The organism is Variovorax sp. W1I1, assembly GCF_030815625.1.
Taxonomy (GTDB): Bacteria; Pseudomonadota; Gammaproteobacteria; order Burkholderiales; family Burkholderiaceae_C; genus Variovorax; species Variovorax paradoxus_C.
Map to the genome: position 1 here is coordinate 2337826 of NZ_JAUSWZ010000001.1, position 16733 is coordinate 2354558.

At 66.4% G+C, this 16733-nt stretch carries 15 protein-coding genes; 4 read left to right on the forward strand and 11 right to left on the reverse strand.

Features of this window, described 5'->3' with window-relative positions; genetic code table 11:
- Positions 1–4 precede the first annotated feature (4 nt).
- From QFZ83_RS11095 to QFZ83_RS11105, 3 genes are read right to left on the reverse strand one after another with little or no spacing between them, the layout of a single operon-like run.
- Positions 5–643, reverse strand: a complete 639-nt coding sequence (locus QFZ83_RS11095; RefSeq protein WP_307506114.1) for a LysE family translocator — start codon at positions 641–643, stop codon at positions 5–7.
- A 25-nt stretch (positions 644–668) separates the two neighbouring features.
- Positions 669–2015 (reverse strand): amino-acid N-acetyltransferase, encoded by a 1347-nt coding sequence (gene argA / locus QFZ83_RS11100; protein WP_013541239.1) that lies wholly within the window; start codon positions 2013–2015, stop codon positions 669–671.
- A gap of 40 nt (positions 2016–2055) precedes the next feature.
- Entirely contained in the window at positions 2056–4038 is a 1983-nt protein-coding gene (locus QFZ83_RS11105) for an AAA family ATPase (protein ID WP_307506117.1), read from the reverse strand.
- A gap of 463 nt (positions 4039–4501) precedes the next feature.
- Here QFZ83_RS11105 and hrpA point away from each other — a divergent pair, with 463 nt between their 5' ends.
- Positions 4502–8284, forward strand: a complete 3783-nt coding sequence (gene hrpA, locus QFZ83_RS11110; RefSeq protein WP_373457528.1) for an ATP-dependent RNA helicase HrpA — start codon at positions 4502–4504, stop codon at positions 8282–8284.
- 45 nt (positions 8285–8329) lie between these two features.
- Here hrpA and QFZ83_RS11115 read toward each other — a convergent pair whose 3' ends face one another.
- The 8 genes from QFZ83_RS11115 to lptF form a co-directional block, all read right to left on the reverse strand.
- A complete protein-coding gene (locus QFZ83_RS11115) occupies positions 8330–8488 on the reverse strand; it encodes a DUF3309 family protein (RefSeq protein WP_013541242.1) in 159 nt (52 codons plus the stop codon).
- Positions 8489–8587: 99 nt separating this feature from the next.
- The gene (locus tag QFZ83_RS11120) at positions 8588–9040 is read right to left on the reverse strand and encodes a DUF3592 domain-containing protein (protein ID WP_306879235.1); all 453 of its coding nucleotides are present in this window, start codon (positions 9038–9040) and stop codon (positions 8588–8590) included.
- Between the two features lie 12 nt (positions 9041–9052).
- Positions 9053–9421 carry a rard protein gene (locus QFZ83_RS11125; protein WP_307506123.1) on the reverse strand — a complete coding sequence of 123 codons (369 nt, stop codon included), beginning with the start codon at positions 9419–9421 and terminating at the stop codon, positions 9053–9055.
- A 34-nt stretch (positions 9422–9455) separates the two neighbouring features.
- Entirely contained in the window at positions 9456–10628 is a 1173-nt protein-coding gene (locus tag QFZ83_RS11130; RefSeq protein WP_307506127.1) for a pyridoxal phosphate-dependent aminotransferase, read from the reverse strand.
- The gene (locus tag QFZ83_RS11135) at positions 10625–11566 is read right to left on the reverse strand and encodes a CysB family HTH-type transcriptional regulator (protein ID WP_013541245.1); all 942 of its coding nucleotides are present in this window, start codon (positions 11564–11566) and stop codon (positions 10625–10627) included. The genes QFZ83_RS11130 and QFZ83_RS11135 overlap by 4 nt, the downstream gene beginning before the upstream one ends.
- A gap of 62 nt (positions 11567–11628) precedes the next feature.
- The gene (locus tag QFZ83_RS11140; RefSeq protein WP_307506131.1) at positions 11629–12006 is read right to left on the reverse strand and encodes a sirohydrochlorin chelatase; all 378 of its coding nucleotides are present in this window, start codon (positions 12004–12006) and stop codon (positions 11629–11631) included.
- Positions 12003–13112, reverse strand: coding sequence for an LPS export ABC transporter permease LptG (lptG, locus tag QFZ83_RS11145; protein WP_013541247.1), 1110 nt, complete (start codon positions 13110–13112; stop codon positions 12003–12005). The genes QFZ83_RS11140 and lptG overlap by 4 nt, the downstream gene beginning before the upstream one ends.
- Positions 13109–14248 (reverse strand): LPS export ABC transporter permease LptF, encoded by a 1140-nt coding sequence (gene lptF, locus QFZ83_RS11150; RefSeq protein ID WP_307506133.1) that lies wholly within the window; start codon positions 14246–14248, stop codon positions 13109–13111. The genes lptG and lptF overlap by 4 nt, the downstream gene beginning before the upstream one ends.
- Before the next feature lie 21 nt (positions 14249–14269).
- On the opposite strand from lptF, the gene QFZ83_RS11155 reads away from it, so the two are divergent.
- The 3 genes from QFZ83_RS11155 to QFZ83_RS11165 are packed head-to-tail and all read left to right on the forward strand — an operon-like array spanning position 14270 to position 16615.
- Positions 14270–15778, forward strand: a complete 1509-nt coding sequence (locus tag QFZ83_RS11155; protein ID WP_307506135.1) for a leucyl aminopeptidase — start codon at positions 14270–14272, stop codon at positions 15776–15778.
- A complete protein-coding gene (locus QFZ83_RS11160; RefSeq protein WP_307506137.1) occupies positions 15775–16218 on the forward strand; it encodes a DNA polymerase III subunit chi in 444 nt (147 codons plus the stop codon). Before QFZ83_RS11155 ends, QFZ83_RS11160 begins: the two co-directional genes overlap by 4 nt.
- 1 nt (position 16219) lies before the next feature.
- Complete coding sequence (locus QFZ83_RS11165) at positions 16220–16615, forward strand: hypothetical protein (RefSeq protein ID WP_013541251.1); 396 nt, start codon at positions 16220–16222, stop codon at positions 16613–16615.
- Positions 16616–16733 lie beyond the last annotated feature (118 nt).

Genomic DNA, 16733 nt, shown 5'->3' on the forward strand with positions numbered 1-16733 from the left:
GGGGTCAGGCGGCGCTGCGCCGGTAGAAGGCGAGCGAACCCGCCAACGCCAGCAGCATGCCGCCGCAGGCGCGGTCGATCCAGCGCGTGGCCGAAATCGTCAGGAGCCGGATCGCGCGGGCGCCAACGAACGCATAGGCCAGCATCACCAGCGTGTCCAGGCCCGCGAAGATCAACGCGATGATCAGGTACTGCGGCGCTTGCGCAGCCGTCGGGTCGATGAACTGCGGCAGCAGGGCCGAGCAGAAGATGTAGCCCTTGGGGTTGGTCACCGCCACGAGAAACGACTTGAAGAAGATGCGACGGCTTTCACCCGCCGTGACCGTGGCCGCAGCATCTGCGGTCGGCAACTGGAAGCCGCCCTTGGACCGCAGCATGCGCAATCCGAGCCAGGCCAGGTAGGCCGCGCCGACCCACTTCAGCATCGAGAACCAGAACTCCGACGCTGCCAGCAGCGCGCCGAGCCCGAGTGCGACGGCACCGACCAGCACGAAGTCCGACAGCACCGCGCCGAACATGCCCGGCAGCGCGCGCCGCACGCCATGGCGCGAGCCGTTGCTGAGCGCCAGCAGCACGGTGGGGCCGGGCGTGGCGATGGCGGCGAAGGCCACGATGGCGAACAGCAGGGCGGTGGCGAGCGTCATCGGGGTGTCTCCGTCTGGGTGTTCTTCAGATCTTCTTGACCAGGACCATGCTCTTGCGGTCCCAGTTGTACTTGCGCTTGCGGGCCTCGGGCAGCCAGTCGGGGTTGACCTGCTGGAAGCCGCGCTTCAAGAACCAGTGCATCGTGCGCGTGGTGAGCACGAAGATGCTTTCCAGGCCCATCGACTTCGCGCGGTGCTCGATGCGCTTCAGGATGCGTTCGCCGTCGCCTTGCGACTGCGAGAGCGGCGAGACGGTCAGCGCGGCCATTTCGGCCGTCTTCGCCTCGGGGTACGGGTACAGCGCCGCGCAGCCGAAGATCACGCCATCGTGCTCGATCACCGTGTAGTGGCCCACGTCGCGCTCGATCTCGGTGCGGTCGCGCTTGACCAGCGTGCCGTCGCGCTCGAAGGGCTCGATCAGTTGCAGGATGCCGCCGATGTCGTCCACGGTGGCTTCGCGCAGGCTCTCGAGCTTTTCATCGATCACCATGGTGCCGACGCCGTCGTGCACGTAGATCTCCAGCAGCAGCGAGCCGTCGAGCGCGAAGGGCAGGATGTGGTTGCGCTCCACGCCGGCCTTGCAGGCTTTCACGCAGTGCTGCAGGTAGAACGCGGTGTCGGTGGGTTTCTGCGCGGGGGGCAGGGACGCGAGCAGCTTCTCGGCGGCGTCCAGCGGCAGTTCGGTGTCGATCGGGTTGTCTTCGCTCTCGGGCAGTTCGCTGTCGATGCGGATGCCCGGAATTTCGGTCAGGAAGATCAGCTTGTCGGCCTGGATCGAGATGGCCACGCTGGTGGCGACTTCTTCCATCGTCAGGTTGAAGGCCTCGCCGGTGGGTGAGAAGCCGAAGGGCGACATGAGCACCATCGCGCCGAAATCGAGCGTGCGGCGGATGCCGGACGCATCGACCTTGCGCACGAGGCCCGAATGCTTGAAGTCCACGCCATCGACCACGCCCACGGGGCGCGCGGTGATGAAGTTGCCCGAGATCACCCGCACCGTCGAGCCGGCCATCGGGGTGTTCGGCAGGCCCTGGCTGAAGGCCGCTTCGATCTCGTAGCGCAACTGGCCGGCGGCTTCCTGGGCCGAGTCGAGCGCCACCGCATCGGTGATGCGGATGCCATGCGAGTACTGCGCCTCGTGGCCCTTGGCCGCCAACTGCTCGTTGACCTGCGGACGGAAGCCGTGCACCAGCACGATCTTCACGCCCATGCTCTGGATCAGCGCCAGGTCTTGCGCGATGTTCTGCAGCTTGCCGGCCGCGATCGCCTCGCCAGCGAGGGCCACCACGAAAGTCTTACCGCGGTGCGTGTGGATGTAGGGCGCGACCGAGCGGAACCAGGGCACGAAGGTGAAATTGAAGACGGTGGACATGGGGCGTGATTGTGCATTCTTGGAAGGCATTTCGTACGGCTCAGGCCAATGCGCGCAGCACGCGGGCCGCGACCGCAGGCGGACCCGCGCCGCGGCCTTCGTCGGCCGCCGGCTGCAGCACATCCGCCTTGCGGGCGCGGAAGGTCGCGAGCAGCGCCGCATAGGCGTCCGTCGACTCGCCCGCCGGGGTGGCTGGCAGGTCGAGCAGGGCGGCCAGTTCGGCGGGCGCGATCGATCCTTCGCGCATGAGCGCATCGACCACCGCCATCAGCGCGGCCGTGTGCGTTTCGAGCAGCGCCAGCGCGCGTGCGTGCTCCTGCATGAGCAGCGCCTCGATCTCGGGGTTCGTCGCCTCGACGTCGGTGTTCAGGTCGTCGTTGGCGTCGTTCGCGATGTCGGTGCGGCTGAAGCGCGAGCCGAAGGCGTAGTGGCGCACGTACTGCGCGGCGTTGGCCGTGGCCTGCATGAAGTCCTGCGAGGCACCCGAGGTGCAGGCCTCGCCGCCGAACACCATCTGCTCGGCGGCGCGGCCCGCGAGGCTCACGCAGATGCGGTCGCGCAGGTTCTCCTTCGACCAGACCTTGCGCTGCTCGTAGCTGTTGTAGCCGCCCTCGAACGAGGCCACGTTGATCTTGATCTCCTGCGGCGCGCGGCCGAAGAGCACGCCGTAGATCACGCCGTGGCCCGCCTCGTGCACCGCGAGCAGGGCGCGGAAGTCCTCGCTCGAGCGTTGCTTCAGGCGATTGAGCTCCAGCACCACCGGGAACTGGTGGCGCGCCTTGCGGTACTTCGCCACGATGCATGGCACGCTCGCGTCGAGCGAGAGCCACACCGGTTCAGCGCCGTCCGCGCCGCGCTCCAGCGCCCACAGCGCCGCGTTGACCAGCGTGGCGCTCAGGATCGCGTGGATCGACGAGAACAGCGGGCGCGTGCCCTGCGCCGGGAACACGGCGTTGGCGTAGATCTGCTCGTACACGCCCGCGTCGAGCACGAAGCGCACACCGGAGCTTTCCTGGATCTCGCTCACGTAGCGGTCGCAGATCGACAGGATCAGCTGCACGTAGGTCGCGCGGTTGAACGACGGGTAGATCACGTGGTTGTTGCCCAGGCGCGCGATCTGCTCGGGACGGAAGCGATTGGCCAGCGCCTTCTTCACGTCGATGACCGAGAGCTTCTTCGTGAGCGCGTGGAAGATGTCGGCGTCGGTGTCGCAGTCTTCGACGCGCTGAGCGGTCTCGGCGTACATCTCGTCCAGGTTGCCCGAGACGAACACCAGCAGCTTGCTGTAGTCGGTTTCCCAGCCCTGCTGCGTGTCGCGGAAGGCGCGCAGGCGCGCATGCACCTCGGCGGGCTTCCACGCCATGATCTGCAGCAGGGTCTCGGGCAGCTTCAGGCAGCGCTTGACCTCGCGCGCCTCCCAGGGCGAGAGGTGCAGCTTGCGCTTCTTGAGCTTCTTCTTGTCGGCGGGGCCGTCGCGGTCCTGCTCGTACTCGGCGTACGCGAGCGAAGACTCGATCTCTCCGAGCATCGAGAGCGCGGGCGGCAGGCGCCCGTCGGACAGCAGCGCCCACACGTCCTGGTAACGCTCGACCTTGGCGTCGTGGCCGTTGCCGTCCACGGTGCGAAAGCGCTGGAACTCGTCGAGCACCAGGATGCCCGGCGTGCCCTCGACGATGCCCGACTCGGCCAGCATGGCCGAGATGGAGCCGCGGCTGTGGTGGCCCGAGCCGTGGCTGAAGCCGTCCATCTGCACTTCGATGAAGCGGTCGTAGAAGCCCAGGTGCTGGGCGAGCTTGCGCACCAGCTGCGTCTTGCCGGTGCCGGTCAGGCCCCAGAGACACACGATGACCGGGCGGCTGATGAGCTGCGGCAGCACATACCAGGCGCGCAGCGATTCGATCACGCGATCGATGATGTCGTCGATGCCGAAGAGTTCTTCCTTCAGCGATCGGGCGACAGTCTGCAGGTGCTTCGTGCGCTCGGCGAGCTCGGCATGCAGTTCGGAATGGATGTCGGTGGACATGGAATGATTTCTTTGAATGAAACAGGTACGAAAAAGCGGCCACCCCCTCGCAAAGAGGGAGCGGCAGACAGACGCTGTGAAGGGACGGTTGCTGCGCTTCCGAGGCTGAAGCGCGCGACTCGAAAAAGTGGCGCGGACTCAGGCCGGGCGGAGCAACCTGACCCGGCCATGCATTGGGAGCGCATGGCGTGCGCAGCGGCTGCGCAACAGGGTGAGGGCAAGGAAGGACATGGACGCGATCCTAGCGAGGAGCCGAGGTCGAGTAAAGAATATTTACGCCACGCGTTGCGCGAAGGCCGCCGCTCTGTGGAAGCCGTGCAACAGCCGCGCTGCGCGCCGATAATCCGTGGTTTGCCCGCCGCGTCCCGACGACTGCTTTCCCTTGACGACCACGACACCCTCCGCCCCCTTGCGCATCGAGTTCCCCGAATCGCTTCCCGTCTCCGGCAGGCGCGACGAAATCATGGCCGCCATCCAGGCGAACCAGGTCGTGATCGTCTGTGGCGAAACCGGCTCGGGCAAGACCACGCAGTTGCCCAAGATCGCGCTCGCGCTCGGCCGCGGCAAGATCAACGCCGAGCCGGGCAAAGGCCGGCTCATCGGCCACACGCAGCCGCGACGCATCGCCGCCAGCTCGGTGGCCAAGCGCATCGCCGAAGAACTGAAGACGCCGCTGGGCGACGTGGTCGGCTTCAAGGTGCGCTTTCAGGATCGCCTGAGCCGCGATGCCTCGGTCAAGCTCATGACCGACGGCATCCTGCTCGCCGAGACCCAGACCGATCCGCTGCTCAAGGCCTACGACACGCTCATCATCGACGAGGCCCACGAGCGTTCGCTGAACATCGACTTCCTGCTCGGCTACCTGCGCGAGATCCTTCCGCGCCGTCCCGACCTGAAGGTGATCGTGACCTCGGCAACCATCGACGCCGACCGCTTCGCGCAGCACTTCGCATCTGCCAAGGGACCGGCACCGATCATCTATGTCTCGGGCCGCACCTTCCCGGTCGAGCAACGCTATCGTCCCTTCGAGGAATCGCGCGAGCACGACCTGAACGACGCGATCGCCGATGGCGTCGACGAGCTCTGGCGCGATCCGCACAACGCGGGCGACATCCTCGTCTTCCTGCCCGGCGAGCGCGAAATCCGCGAGGCCGCCGACCATCTGCGCCGCCACCTGAGCCACCAGCCGCTGTTCCGCAATGCCGAGGTGCTGCCGCTGTTCGCACGGCTCTCGGGCCCCGAGCAGGACCGCATCTTCGACAGCCACACCGGCCGCCGCATCGTGCTCGCCACCAACGTGGCCGAGACGTCGCTCACGGTGCCGGGCACCCGCTACGTGATCGACACCGGCACGGCGCGCGTCAAGCGCTACAGCTTCCGCAGCAAGGTCGAGCAATTGCTGGTCGAGCCGATCAGCCAGGCCGCGGCCAACCAGCGCGCGGGCCGCTGCGGCCGCGTGGCGAACGGCATCTGCATCCGGCTTTACGACGAGAAGGATTTCCAGGGCCGCCCGCGCTTCACCGATCCGGAAATCCTGCGCTCCTCGCTCGCGGGCGTCATCCTGCGGATGAAGTCGCTGCGGCTGGGCGACGTGGCGCAGTTTCCGTTCCTAGAAGCGCCGTCGCCGCGCGCGATTGCCGACGGCTACCAGTTGCTCAACGAACTCGGTGCGGTCGACGACGCGAACGAACTCACAGCCACCGGCGCCGAACTCGCCAAGCTGCCGCTCGACCCGCGCGTGGGCCGGATGATTCTCGAAGCCCGCACGCGCGGCGCGCTCGAGGAAGTGCTGGTCATCGCCTCGGCCCTCAGCGTGCAGGACGTGCGCGACCGGCCGATGGAAGCGCAGCAGCAGGCCGACCAGGCGCACTCGAAGTTCGACGACGAGAAGAGCGAATTCAGCGGCTACCTGCGCCTGTGGAAGTGGATCGCCGACGCGCGCGGCGGCCATGGCGACACGCACAAGCTGAGCAACCGCCAGTACGAACAGTTGCTGCGCCAAAACTTCATCAACATCCGCCGCGTGCGCGAGTGGCGCGACATCCACTCGCAGCTGCTCACGGTGGTCACCGAGCACAAGTGGCGCATCAACGCGGAGCCGGCCGGCTACGAGCCGCTGCACCTGTCGATGCTCGCGGGCCTGCTGGGCAACGTCGGCTGGAAGCTCGAAGACGACGAGGCGTACCTCGGCGCGCGCGGCATCAAGTTCTACAAGCACCCCGGCGCGCACCTGAAGAAGAAGCCCGGCCGCTGGATCGTCGCGGCCGAGCTGGTCGAGACCACGCGGCTCTTCGGCCGCGGCATCGCCAACATCGAGCCGCAGTGGCTCGAACAGGTGGCGGGGCATCTGCTGAAGAAGCAGTTGCTCGACCCGCACTGGGAGAAGAAGGGCGCGCAAGTCTCGGCGCTAGAGCGCGCGACGCTGTACGGCCTCGTGGTGTACAGCGGGCGGCGCGTCGACTTCACCAAGGTCGATCCGGTTGCAGCGCGCGAGATCTTCATCCGCGAAGCGCTGGTCGACGGCCAATGGGAGAGCAAGTTTCCGTTCCTCACCGCCAACCGAAAACTGGTGCGCGAGGTCGAAGGCCTGGAGCACAAGGCGCGCCGGCAGGATGTGCTGGTCGATGAAGAGCTGATCTTCGCCTTCTACGACGCGCAACTGCCCGCCGACGTGGCGAGCGGCATCACCTTCGAGAACTGGTACCGCCATGCCTCGCGGGAGCAACCGCGCCTCCTGTATCTCACGCGCGACGAGCTGATGCGCCATCAGGCGGCCGGCATCACGACGCAGTCGTTCCCTCCGACGCTGCGGCTGGGCGGCGTCGATTGCGCGGCGGCCTACCTGCACGAACCCGGCGATGCGAAGGACGGCTTGACGGTCAGCGTGCCGCTCTTCGTGCTCAACCAGGTGAGCGAGGAGCGCTGCGAGTGGCTGGTGACCGGCATGCTCAAGGACAAGATCCAGGCGCTGCTCAAGAGCCTGCCGCAGCGCCCGCGCTCGCGGCTGGTGCCACTGCCCGAATCGGCGGCGAAGCTGGCGGAAGAACTCTCGGCGCCCGAACTGTTCGGCGCTGGTTCGCTCACCGACGTGCTGCTCAAGCGGGTGCGCGACATGACCAGCATCGACGTGAAGCGCGCCGACTTCAAGCTCGACATGCTGCCGCCGCACCTGTTCATGAACCTGCGCATCGTGGACGAGCACGGCCGTCAACTGGGCATGGGGCGCAATCTGGGTGCGCTGAAGGCCGAGCTGGGTGCGCAGGCACGGGGTGCCTTCCAGGCGCTCGCGGGGCTCAACGTCAAGGCATCGCCCGCGCCGAAGGCCTCAGCCGCCGACGAGGACAAGGCGCCTGCGAAAAGTGCCGCGCCCGAGAAGGCCACGCCCGCGTTGCCCGCGGGCCAGCGCTACACGGCCTGGACCTTCGGCGAGCTGCCGGAGCTGATGGAGGTGCGGCGCGGATCGCAGTCGCTCATCGGCTTCCCTGCGCTGCGCGACGAAGGCGATGCGGTGACCATCGAGGTGTTCGACGAGCCCGCCGTGGCCGCCGCGAAGCACCGCGCGGGCCTTCGCCGCCTGTTCGCGCTGCAGCTGAAGGACGCGCTCAAGTACCTCGAGAAGAACATCCCCGACCTGCAGAAGATGGCCGTGGCCTACATGCCGCTGGGCACCTCGGAGGAACTGCGCGCGCAGATCATCGACGTGGCGATCGACCGCGCCTTCCTGCAGGAACCGCTGCCTACCGACGAGTTCGCCTTCAAGCGCCGGCTGGAAGAGGGACGCGGGCGGCTCACGCTGATCGCGAACGAGGTGGCGCGGCTTGCTTCGACCATCCTCGTCGAGTACGCCGCTGCCGCGCGCAAGATCAAGGACACGAAGATCCAGCCCGAAGCCGTGCAGGACGCCGCTCAACAACTGCAGAAGCTCGTCGGCAAGCGCTTCATCGCCGATTCGCCGTGGACGCAACTGCAGCACTTCGCGCGCTACCTGAAGGCCATCGTGCTGCGCCTGGACAAGCTGCGCGCCGACCCCGCGCGAGACGCCTCGAAGCTCGCCGAACTGCGCCCGCAGGAGCAGCGCTATTGGCGCCTCGTCGCCGAGCGCAAGGGCGTGGTGGACGACCGCATGCTCGAGTTCCGCTGGCTGCTGGAGGAGCTTCGCGTGAGCTTCTTCGCGCAGGAGCTGCGCACGCCGCAGCCGGTGAGCGTCAAGCGGCTGGACAAGGCCTGGGCCCAGCTACAAGCATGAAAAAGCCCGCTGCAAGGCGGGCTTCTTTTCAGTGCAAGGCAGGCGCTATATGCGGCCCATCAGCACCAGGATGACGACGATCAGCACGATGAGGCCGACGCCGCCGCTTGGTCCATAACCCCAGGAGCGGCTGTAACCCCAGCTCGGCAGCGCGCCGATCAATATCAGGATCAGGACGATGAGCAAAATGAACGAGAGGGACATGGTTTTCTCCTGGGACGTTTGTTGTAACGAGCCTTGATGCTCATCGTCCCGGGGCGCGCGAGGCGCCGGAGAGCCGCCCCTTCGGCGGTCAGGGCTGTCCTACCGTGGGCGTCGGCGCTTGGCGCTTGCTTCGTCGGAGAGCAGGAAGTGCATGCCGATGGCGAATGCCAGGAACACGGCGCCCAGCCCGCCGACGATGGCCGCGCCGCCCCAGAGGTCGAAGAAGCCATTGAGCCGGGCGTCCTTCGGATCGGCGGGATTGAAGAACACCTCCACGATCTCTCCCTTGTCGTAGGCGGGCGGGCTGCTGCTGCTCGAGGGCGTGAACTCGATGATTTCGCCGGACGGCAGCTTGAAGTGCACCATCGGGCGCCATGTGTCCGAGCTGTTGCGGCGCGAACTCTCCACGCGCAGCAAGTCGATCACTTCGCCTTGCGCCCGACTGGCCGAAGCGATGAACTTCGTGGTGTTCTGGTACAGCAGCCCCGCGCCAATGAGCATCAGCACGCCGACGAGGCCGAAGACGAATTTGATGACGCGGGCGGAGTTCATTGGAGGTGCCTTTCAGCTTCGCACCAGCTCGCTCAACAGGGTGCCCACGGCGGCCAGCACGAGGCCCATCGCCAGGAAACCCACCGCCCACAGCGTGGACACCAGCGCTCGCCGCCAGGGACGGGTGCGAAAGAAATAGACCGGAATGCCCAGTAGCGGAAACACGCCGGCGAGCAGCGCCGAGCGGCCGGGCGGGATCACGCCGCGCTCGAGGCCCTCGGCGCGGCACCACGTGTAGCAGAGCGCAGAAATCAGGACCGCATGCGCCACGTCGAGCACGCTGTAGCCCTTGCCGCGCAGCGGTGGCATGAAGGCGTCGGCCACGCCAACGATGAAGAACGAGAGACCCAGCGCCAGCAGGATCCAACGGGGCCGGTTCATCGTCATCGCGGCGCCTGGGTCCTGGTGGCCGCTGTCAGAGCTTCGCGAGCCGGTCCAGCGCGGCGACGAGCGTCTCGTCCTTTTTGGCGAAACAGAAGCGCACCACGCGCTGGTCGAAGCCGTTGCCGTAGAACGCCGACAGTGGAATGGCAGCCACGCCGATCTCGCGGGTGAGCCAGAGGCAGAAATCGGCTTCGGAGAGATCGCTCACGGCCGAGATGTCCACGCACTGGAAGTAGCTGCCTTCGCTGCGCAGCAGCTTGAAGCGCGTCTTCTCGGCCAGGCCCGCGGCGAACAGGTCGCGCTTGCGCTGATAAAAGGCCGGCAGTTCGAGATACGGCTTGGGCTCGGCCATGTACTGCGCGAGCGCATGCTGCATCGGCGTGTTGACGGTGAACACGTTGAACTGGTGCACCTTGCGGAACTCGGCCATCAGCGGGGCGGGCGCGGCCACGTAGCCGACCTTCCAGCCGGTCACGTGGTAGGTCTTGCCGAAGCTGCTGACGATGAAGCTGCGCGCCGCCAGGCCCGGAAAGCGGGCCACGCTTTCGTGGCGGGCGGCATCGAACACCATGTGCTCGTAGACCTCGTCGGCGATCACGAACACGTCGGTCGGCGCGAGCAGCTCTTCGAGCTTGCGCATCTCGGCCTCGGTCCAGACCGTCGCGCTCGGGTTGTGCGGCGTGTTGATGATGATCGCGCGGGTGCGCGGGCTCATCGCCGCGGCGATCTTGTCGAAGTCGGGGCGGAAGGTGCCGGGCACGAGCGGCACACGCACCACGCTGCCGCCGGCCAGATCGATGTTGGGCACGTAGCTGTCGTAGCAGGGCTCCAGCACGATCACCTCGTCGCCCGGCCGCACGATAGCCAGGATGGCGGTGATGATGGCCTGCGTCGCGCCTGCGGTGACGGTGATCTCGGTGCCAGCGTTGTAGCTATGGCCGTAGAGCGCGGAAATCTTGGCGGCGATAGCATCGCGCAGCGCCGGAATACCCGGCATCGGCGGGTACTGGTTGTGGCCCGCGGCCATGGCGGCCGTCACGTCTTCGAGCAGCTTCGGATCGCAATGGAAATCCGGAAATCCCTGGCCGAGGTTGACCGCGTTCTTCTCGGAGGCCAGCGCCGACATGACGGTGAAGATGGTGGTGCCGACTGCCGGCAGCTTGGTCGTGATTTCGGGCGTGCGTGGGGAAAGCACAGTGCTCATAGCTCGTAGTCTTGTTGATGGCCGCTCAGGGCCTTGGCGATCAGGTTGCGGTCGAGCCGGTCGCTCAGCAGTTCGGCGAACTTGAAGACGAAGTTGCGCAGATACGCGCTGCGCTTGAACGCGACACGGGCAATATTCTGGCCGAACACATGGCCCATCGGGCGCACCACGAGATCGGCATTCGACTCGTCGCGCACCGCCATTTCGGCCACGATGCCCACGCCCAGGCCGAGGCGCACGTAGGTCTTGATCACGTCGGAGTCGATGGCTTCGAGCGCGATGCGCGGCGTGAGCTTCTTCTGCGCGAAGGCGTGGTCGATGCGCGTGCGGCCGGTGAACGACGGGTGGTAGGTGATGATCGGCTCGAGCGCTAGGTCCTCGAGCGAAATGCGCTCCTTGGCGGCCAGCGGATGGTCCTTCGGCAGCACCAGCACGTGCTGCCATTCGTAGCAGGGCAGGGTCACGAGTTCGGCATAGCCGTCGAGCGATTCGGTGGCGATGCCGATCTCGGCGATCTCGTCGATCACCATGCGCGCGACCTGATCGGGCGAGCCCTGGTGCAGGCTCACGTTGACCTTCGGATAGGCCTCGCGCAGGTTGGCCACGGGCACCGGCAGCACGTAGCGCGCCTGGGTGTGGGTGGTGGCGATGGAGAGGGTGCCGCTGTCCTGCGCGCTGAACTGTTCGCCGATGCGCTTCAGGTTGCCCACCTCGCGCATGATCAATTCGATACTGGCAATGACGTGCTGGCCCGGCTCGGTCACGCGTTTGAGGCGCTTGCCGTGGCGCGCGAAGATTTCGACGCCCAGCTCTTCTTCGAGTTCGATGATCGCCTTGGAGACGCCAGGCTGCGAGGTGTGGAGCGCCTTGGCGGCCTCGGTGAGGTTCAGGTTGCGCCGCACGGCTTCCTGAACAAACTTGAATTGGTGCAGATTCATATCAAATTCCGTCTTATTGCGGAATTCATTATGCCTTCGCAATCTATCGAAATCGCCGGGTCTCAGGATTTGGCCGCAATTCTGGCCAGCAATTCGACCAGTTCCGGCTCCTCGCCGACGATGCGGGCGAGCGAGAAATCGACCTGCGGCCACGCCTTGCAGAGGGCGTCGAGCTGAAGCGGCAGATCTTCGCGGGCATGCTTGCCCATGCCAAGGAACAGGGGAACGACGCGGATGGCGGTGGCGCCATCGGCAATCAGGCCGGCTGCGGCCGAATGGAGATCCGGCGTGGCCAGTTCCATATATGCGCACACGACGTGGGCTGCGGGGTCGTCTTTCAGAACCCGCGCGGCCACTGCCTCGATGGGTTCGCGCCAGCGCTCATCGCGCGAACCGTGTGCCAGCAGCACGATGCCGCGCATTTCAGCCGCCATGGTCATCTTCGTAGAACCAGCCAGCTGAAGGCCGTCAACGACATCACCGAGTAGATGAGTCCCGGCGCCGCCGCCGTGAGCCATGGCGACCAGTTGCTGAGGTTGCCGAGATAGCCAAACACGTTGTTCAGCAGGAAGAAGCTGATGCCGATCATCACGCCGCCGAACACGTAAGTGGTGATGCCGGCCTGCCGGAAGTGCAGATAGGCGAAGGGAAGGGCGAGCACCACCATCACCAGGCACGACAGCGGATAGAACACCTTGCGCCAGAACTCGATTTCGTAGCGCTGCGCCGTCTGGCCGTTGGCATCCAGGTGGCGGATGTAGTCGAACAGGTCGATCGTGCTCATGCGGTCTGGCCGCAGCAGCGCCACGGACACCATTTCGGCCGTCAGCGACGTCGGCCAGTCCATCTGCGGGATCTCGGTGGTGACGATGCGGGCCTTGTCTGCAGCGCTGCGCGTGTCGTAGTCCTGCTTCTCGATGTCCGCCAGCGCCCAGTGCCCGTCGAGGATGCGGGCGGACTTGACGACCAGCTGCTTGCTCACGTAGCCGTTGGCGTCGAACTCGAAGATGCGCGCGTTCTTGAGCGAGCCGTCGCGCGAGATCGACAGCACGTTCACCGCATACGACACGTTGTCGCGCTTCTCCTTGAGCCAGGCGCCCGTGTTGCCCACCAGCGAGTAGGTGCCCTGGTAGCGCGACTTGAGCAACTGCCCGGTGCGCTCGGACAGTGGCGCGATGTAGTCGCCTATGGCAAAGGTGAGGATGACAAAGCCCACGCCGAGCAGCAGCAGCGTGCGGAGTGCCCGCCACGGCCCGAGGCCGCTGGTGCGCAGGATGGTGTATTCGGAGCTCTGCGCGAGCCGCGCCATCACGAAGATGCAGCCGATCAGCACGGTGATGGGCAGCAACTCGTAGAGGTGGCTCGGAACCAGCAGCGTCACGTAGATCAGCGCCTGCATCGGACCGTAGGCGAGGCTTTCGGGCTTGCCGACGGATTGCAGTTCATCGACGAAGTCGAAGAAGAAGAACAGGCACAGGAAGCCGAGCGTCACGAAGGCCACCGCCTTCAGTGCCTCGACATAGATCAGGCGTCGGATGGTTTTCACGTGGTCGGGTCGATCTTGGAAGGCTGCGGGGCCGCCAGGCCGCCTGCGATCACGCGGCCGGGCTTGCTGCGGCGAGCCCAGTTGTTGTTGCGCAGGCCCAGCCAGGCCACTGCGATCAGGAAGACGCCGCCGTGCAGCAGGAGCATGAAGGTGCCCATGCCGTAGCGGCCGGAGCTGATCCAGCTCTGTCCCAGGTTCAGCAGGTTGTAGTAGATGACGAAGGCGAACAGCGCGAACAGCAGGTTGCCGCTGCGGCCCACGCGCGGATTGACGCTTGAGACGGTCAGCGCCAGCAGCACGAAGTTGATGGCGGCCAGCAGCATGCCGATGCGCCAGCCCAGTTCGCCGAGCGCCGCGGTGCTGCGGTCGCGCAGCAGCGACAGCGTGGTGCGGGCGCGCGGCGGGGTGGTGTTGGCCGCGGCGTCGGAGCTGCCGCCGGCGCGGGTGCCGTAGGTCTTGAATTCGCTGATCTTGAGGCCCGAGGTCGGCAGCAGCGGGCGCTCCAGGCGCTGGCCGTTGCTGAGCATCAGGAAGCGGTTGGGTCCCACGTCCTCGATGCGGCCGCTGCGCGCCGAAGTGGTGATCTGCAGGCCGCGCTCGATCGCCCAGATGAAGACGTTGGTGGCGGTGGCGCCGTCCGGCGTGTCCTTGTCGATGAAGAAGACGCGCATGCGGCCCGACGATTCACGGAACTCGCCGGGCGTGACGCGTTCGATGTCGCTGCGCTGCTCGTACTGCTGGCGCATGCCCATGGTCTGCGAGTTGGCCCAGGGCCAGCCCACCAGCGCCATCACGGCGATCAGGATCAGCACCGGCCAGGCAAAGCGGAACAGCGGCTCCACGAAGTCGGCCAAGCCCCGGCCGCTGGAGAACCAGATGACCATCTCGCTGTCGCGGTACATGCGCGAGAGGGTGCCGACGATGGCGATGAACAGGCTCAGGCTCAGGATGGTCGGCATGTAGCCGAGCACCGTATAGGCCATCACCAGGAACACCTCTTGCGGGTTCACACTGCCCTTGGACGCGAGCCCGAGGGTACGGATGAGCATCATGGTCATCACGATGGTGACCAGAACCACGAGGGTCGCTCCGAAGCTGCGCGACAGCTCCTTGCGTAGGGAAGAATGGAATAACATCGTTCGAGGAAAAAAAGGATTATGGACTTTCAACTCAAGCCCCTCACCATCGCCCAGGCCGCAGCCGAAAAATCCGACGTCCTCATCGTGCTCGTCGGCAGCGCGCCCATCGCCTCCAAAGACTCTCTTTCCGTGCTGGCCGCAAGTGCCCGCAAGGCCGGCGATCTGCCCGACAAGGCCGGCAAGCTCCTCTCACTCTACCGTCCCGACGATGTCGTGGCCTCCCGTGTCGTGCTCGCGGCCATCGGCGACGGCAAGCCCGCTTCGGTGCGCAGCGGCGTGATCGCGGCGGTCAACGCGGCCAAGGCCCATCGGCCCAAGCGAGCCGTTGTCGTCTTTGCCCAGCCGGCCGACGGCGCCGCTGTGGCCAGTGCCGTCACGGCGGCGGCCGATGCCAGCTATGTCTACACAACGACCAAGCCGAAGGCCGAGGCGCGCAGCATCCGCCACCTGACCGTCGGCGTGGCCGATGCGGCCGGCGCGAGCAAGGCTTTCGACGAGGCCCGCGCCACCGTGCTGGGCATCGAACTGGCCAAGGAGTGGGGCAACCGTCCCGCCAACCACGCCACGCCCATGTTGCTGGCTGAAGCCGCCAAAGAACTGGGCAGGCTTTCCAACATCAAGTGCGAGGTGCTCGGGCCCAAGGAAGTCGAGAAGCTGGGCATGGGCTCCTTCGCCGCGGTGGCGCAGGGCTCGTCCGAGCCGCTGCGCTTCATCGTGCTGCGCTATCAGGGCGCGCCCAAGGACCAGGCACCGGTGGTGCTGGTCGGCAAGGGCATCACCTTCGACACCGGCGGCGTTTCGCTCAAGCCCGCGGCCGAGATGGACGAGATGAAGTTCGACATGTGCGGCGCCGCGAGCGTGCTGGGCACCTTCCGCGCGCTCGGCGAGATCCAGCCGGCGATCAACGTGGTCGGCCTCATCCCTTCGTGCGAGAACATGAACGACGGCAAGGCCGTGAAGCCCGGCGACGTGGTCACCAGCATGAGCGGGCAGACCATCGAGGTGCTCAACACCGACGCCGAGGGCCGACTCATCCTGTGCGATGCGCTGACCTATGCCAAGCGCTTCGAGCCGGTGGCGGTGATCGACATCGCCACGCTCACCGGCGCCTGCGTGATCGCACTCGGCGGCGTGCGCAGCGGCCTCTTCGCGAGCGACGAAACGCTGGCCGGAGCGCTGCAGGCGGCCGGCGAGCAGTCGCAGGATCGCTGCTGGCGCCTGCCGCTCGACGACGACTACGCCGAAGGCCTCAAGAGCAACTTCGCCGACGTGGCCAACATCGGCGGGCGTGCTGGCGGTGCGGTCGTCGCGGCCAAGTTCCTGCAGCGCTTCGTCGGCGACTTCCCCTGGGCGCACCTGGACATCGCTGGCACCGCATGGAAGAGTGGGGCGGCCAAGGGTTCGACCGGCCGGCCCGTGGGGCTGCTGGTGTCCTACCTGACGACGCGCGCGGCCGACAAGGCCGCCATCGCCACGCCCAAGGCCAAGCCGAAGGCCCCGGCACGCAAGGCGAAGTCCCCGAAGTGACGGAAATCGGCTTTCACTTCAACGCGCCCGACAAGCTGAACTACGCTTGCCGGCTCGTTCGCAAGGCTGTGAATGCACGGGGCCTGCGGGTGGTGGTGGTCGGCGATGCCGAGGCGCTCGACGTGGTCGATGCCGCGCTCTGGCAGCTGTCGCCCGTCGACTTCGTCGCGCATTGCCGCAGCGATGCGCAGCCCCACGTGATGGCCCGCTCGCCGGTGATTCTTTCGTCGGAAGGCGCCGATGCGGCATCGCTGCCGCACCGAGAAATGCTTGTGAACCTGGGCCTCGAAGTGCCCGCCGGTTTCGAGCGCTTCGAGCGCCTGATCGACATCGTGAGCGACGAGGCCAACGACCGGCAGGTCGGCCGCTCGCGTTGGCGCCATTACGCCGATCGTGGCTACACCATCCAGCCGCACGACTTCGCAAGGAGCGCTTCCTGACATGGCCAGCACGCTGCGCACACCGCCCCGGTTCGTCCCCACCCTGACCACGGTGCTCGATATCCCTGAGGAGCCCGCGAGTCCCGAGCCGGCCGATGCGCCTGCGCCACAACCCGACCCCGCCAGCGCGGTTGCACTGCCGCCCGCGGTGCAGCTCACGCAGGCTGAAATCGTCAGTCTCGAAGAGCAGCTTTTGCACCGCGTGCTGCAGCGCGTGGACCTCTCTCTCGAAGAGCGATTGAGCGATGCGGTGTCCGCCGCGGTCCAGCAGCAACTCGACGACATGGTGCCGCGCCTGCGCGGTGAAATCGAGGCCGTTTTGCGTGCTTTGGTGATCGAATCCATGGCCGCCGAACTCTCCGAAAACACAGGGTCTACGCCAGCTTCCGGCGCATAAATCCTCGGCTAAACTGCGCCGCAGGTCGGAATGGCGTGAGGGTGCCGCTGGTCTGCGGCGCGAAACTTGCGAGGTCTGCGCGCCCGGATCACACGACCGGTTTTTTATTGTTTTCATC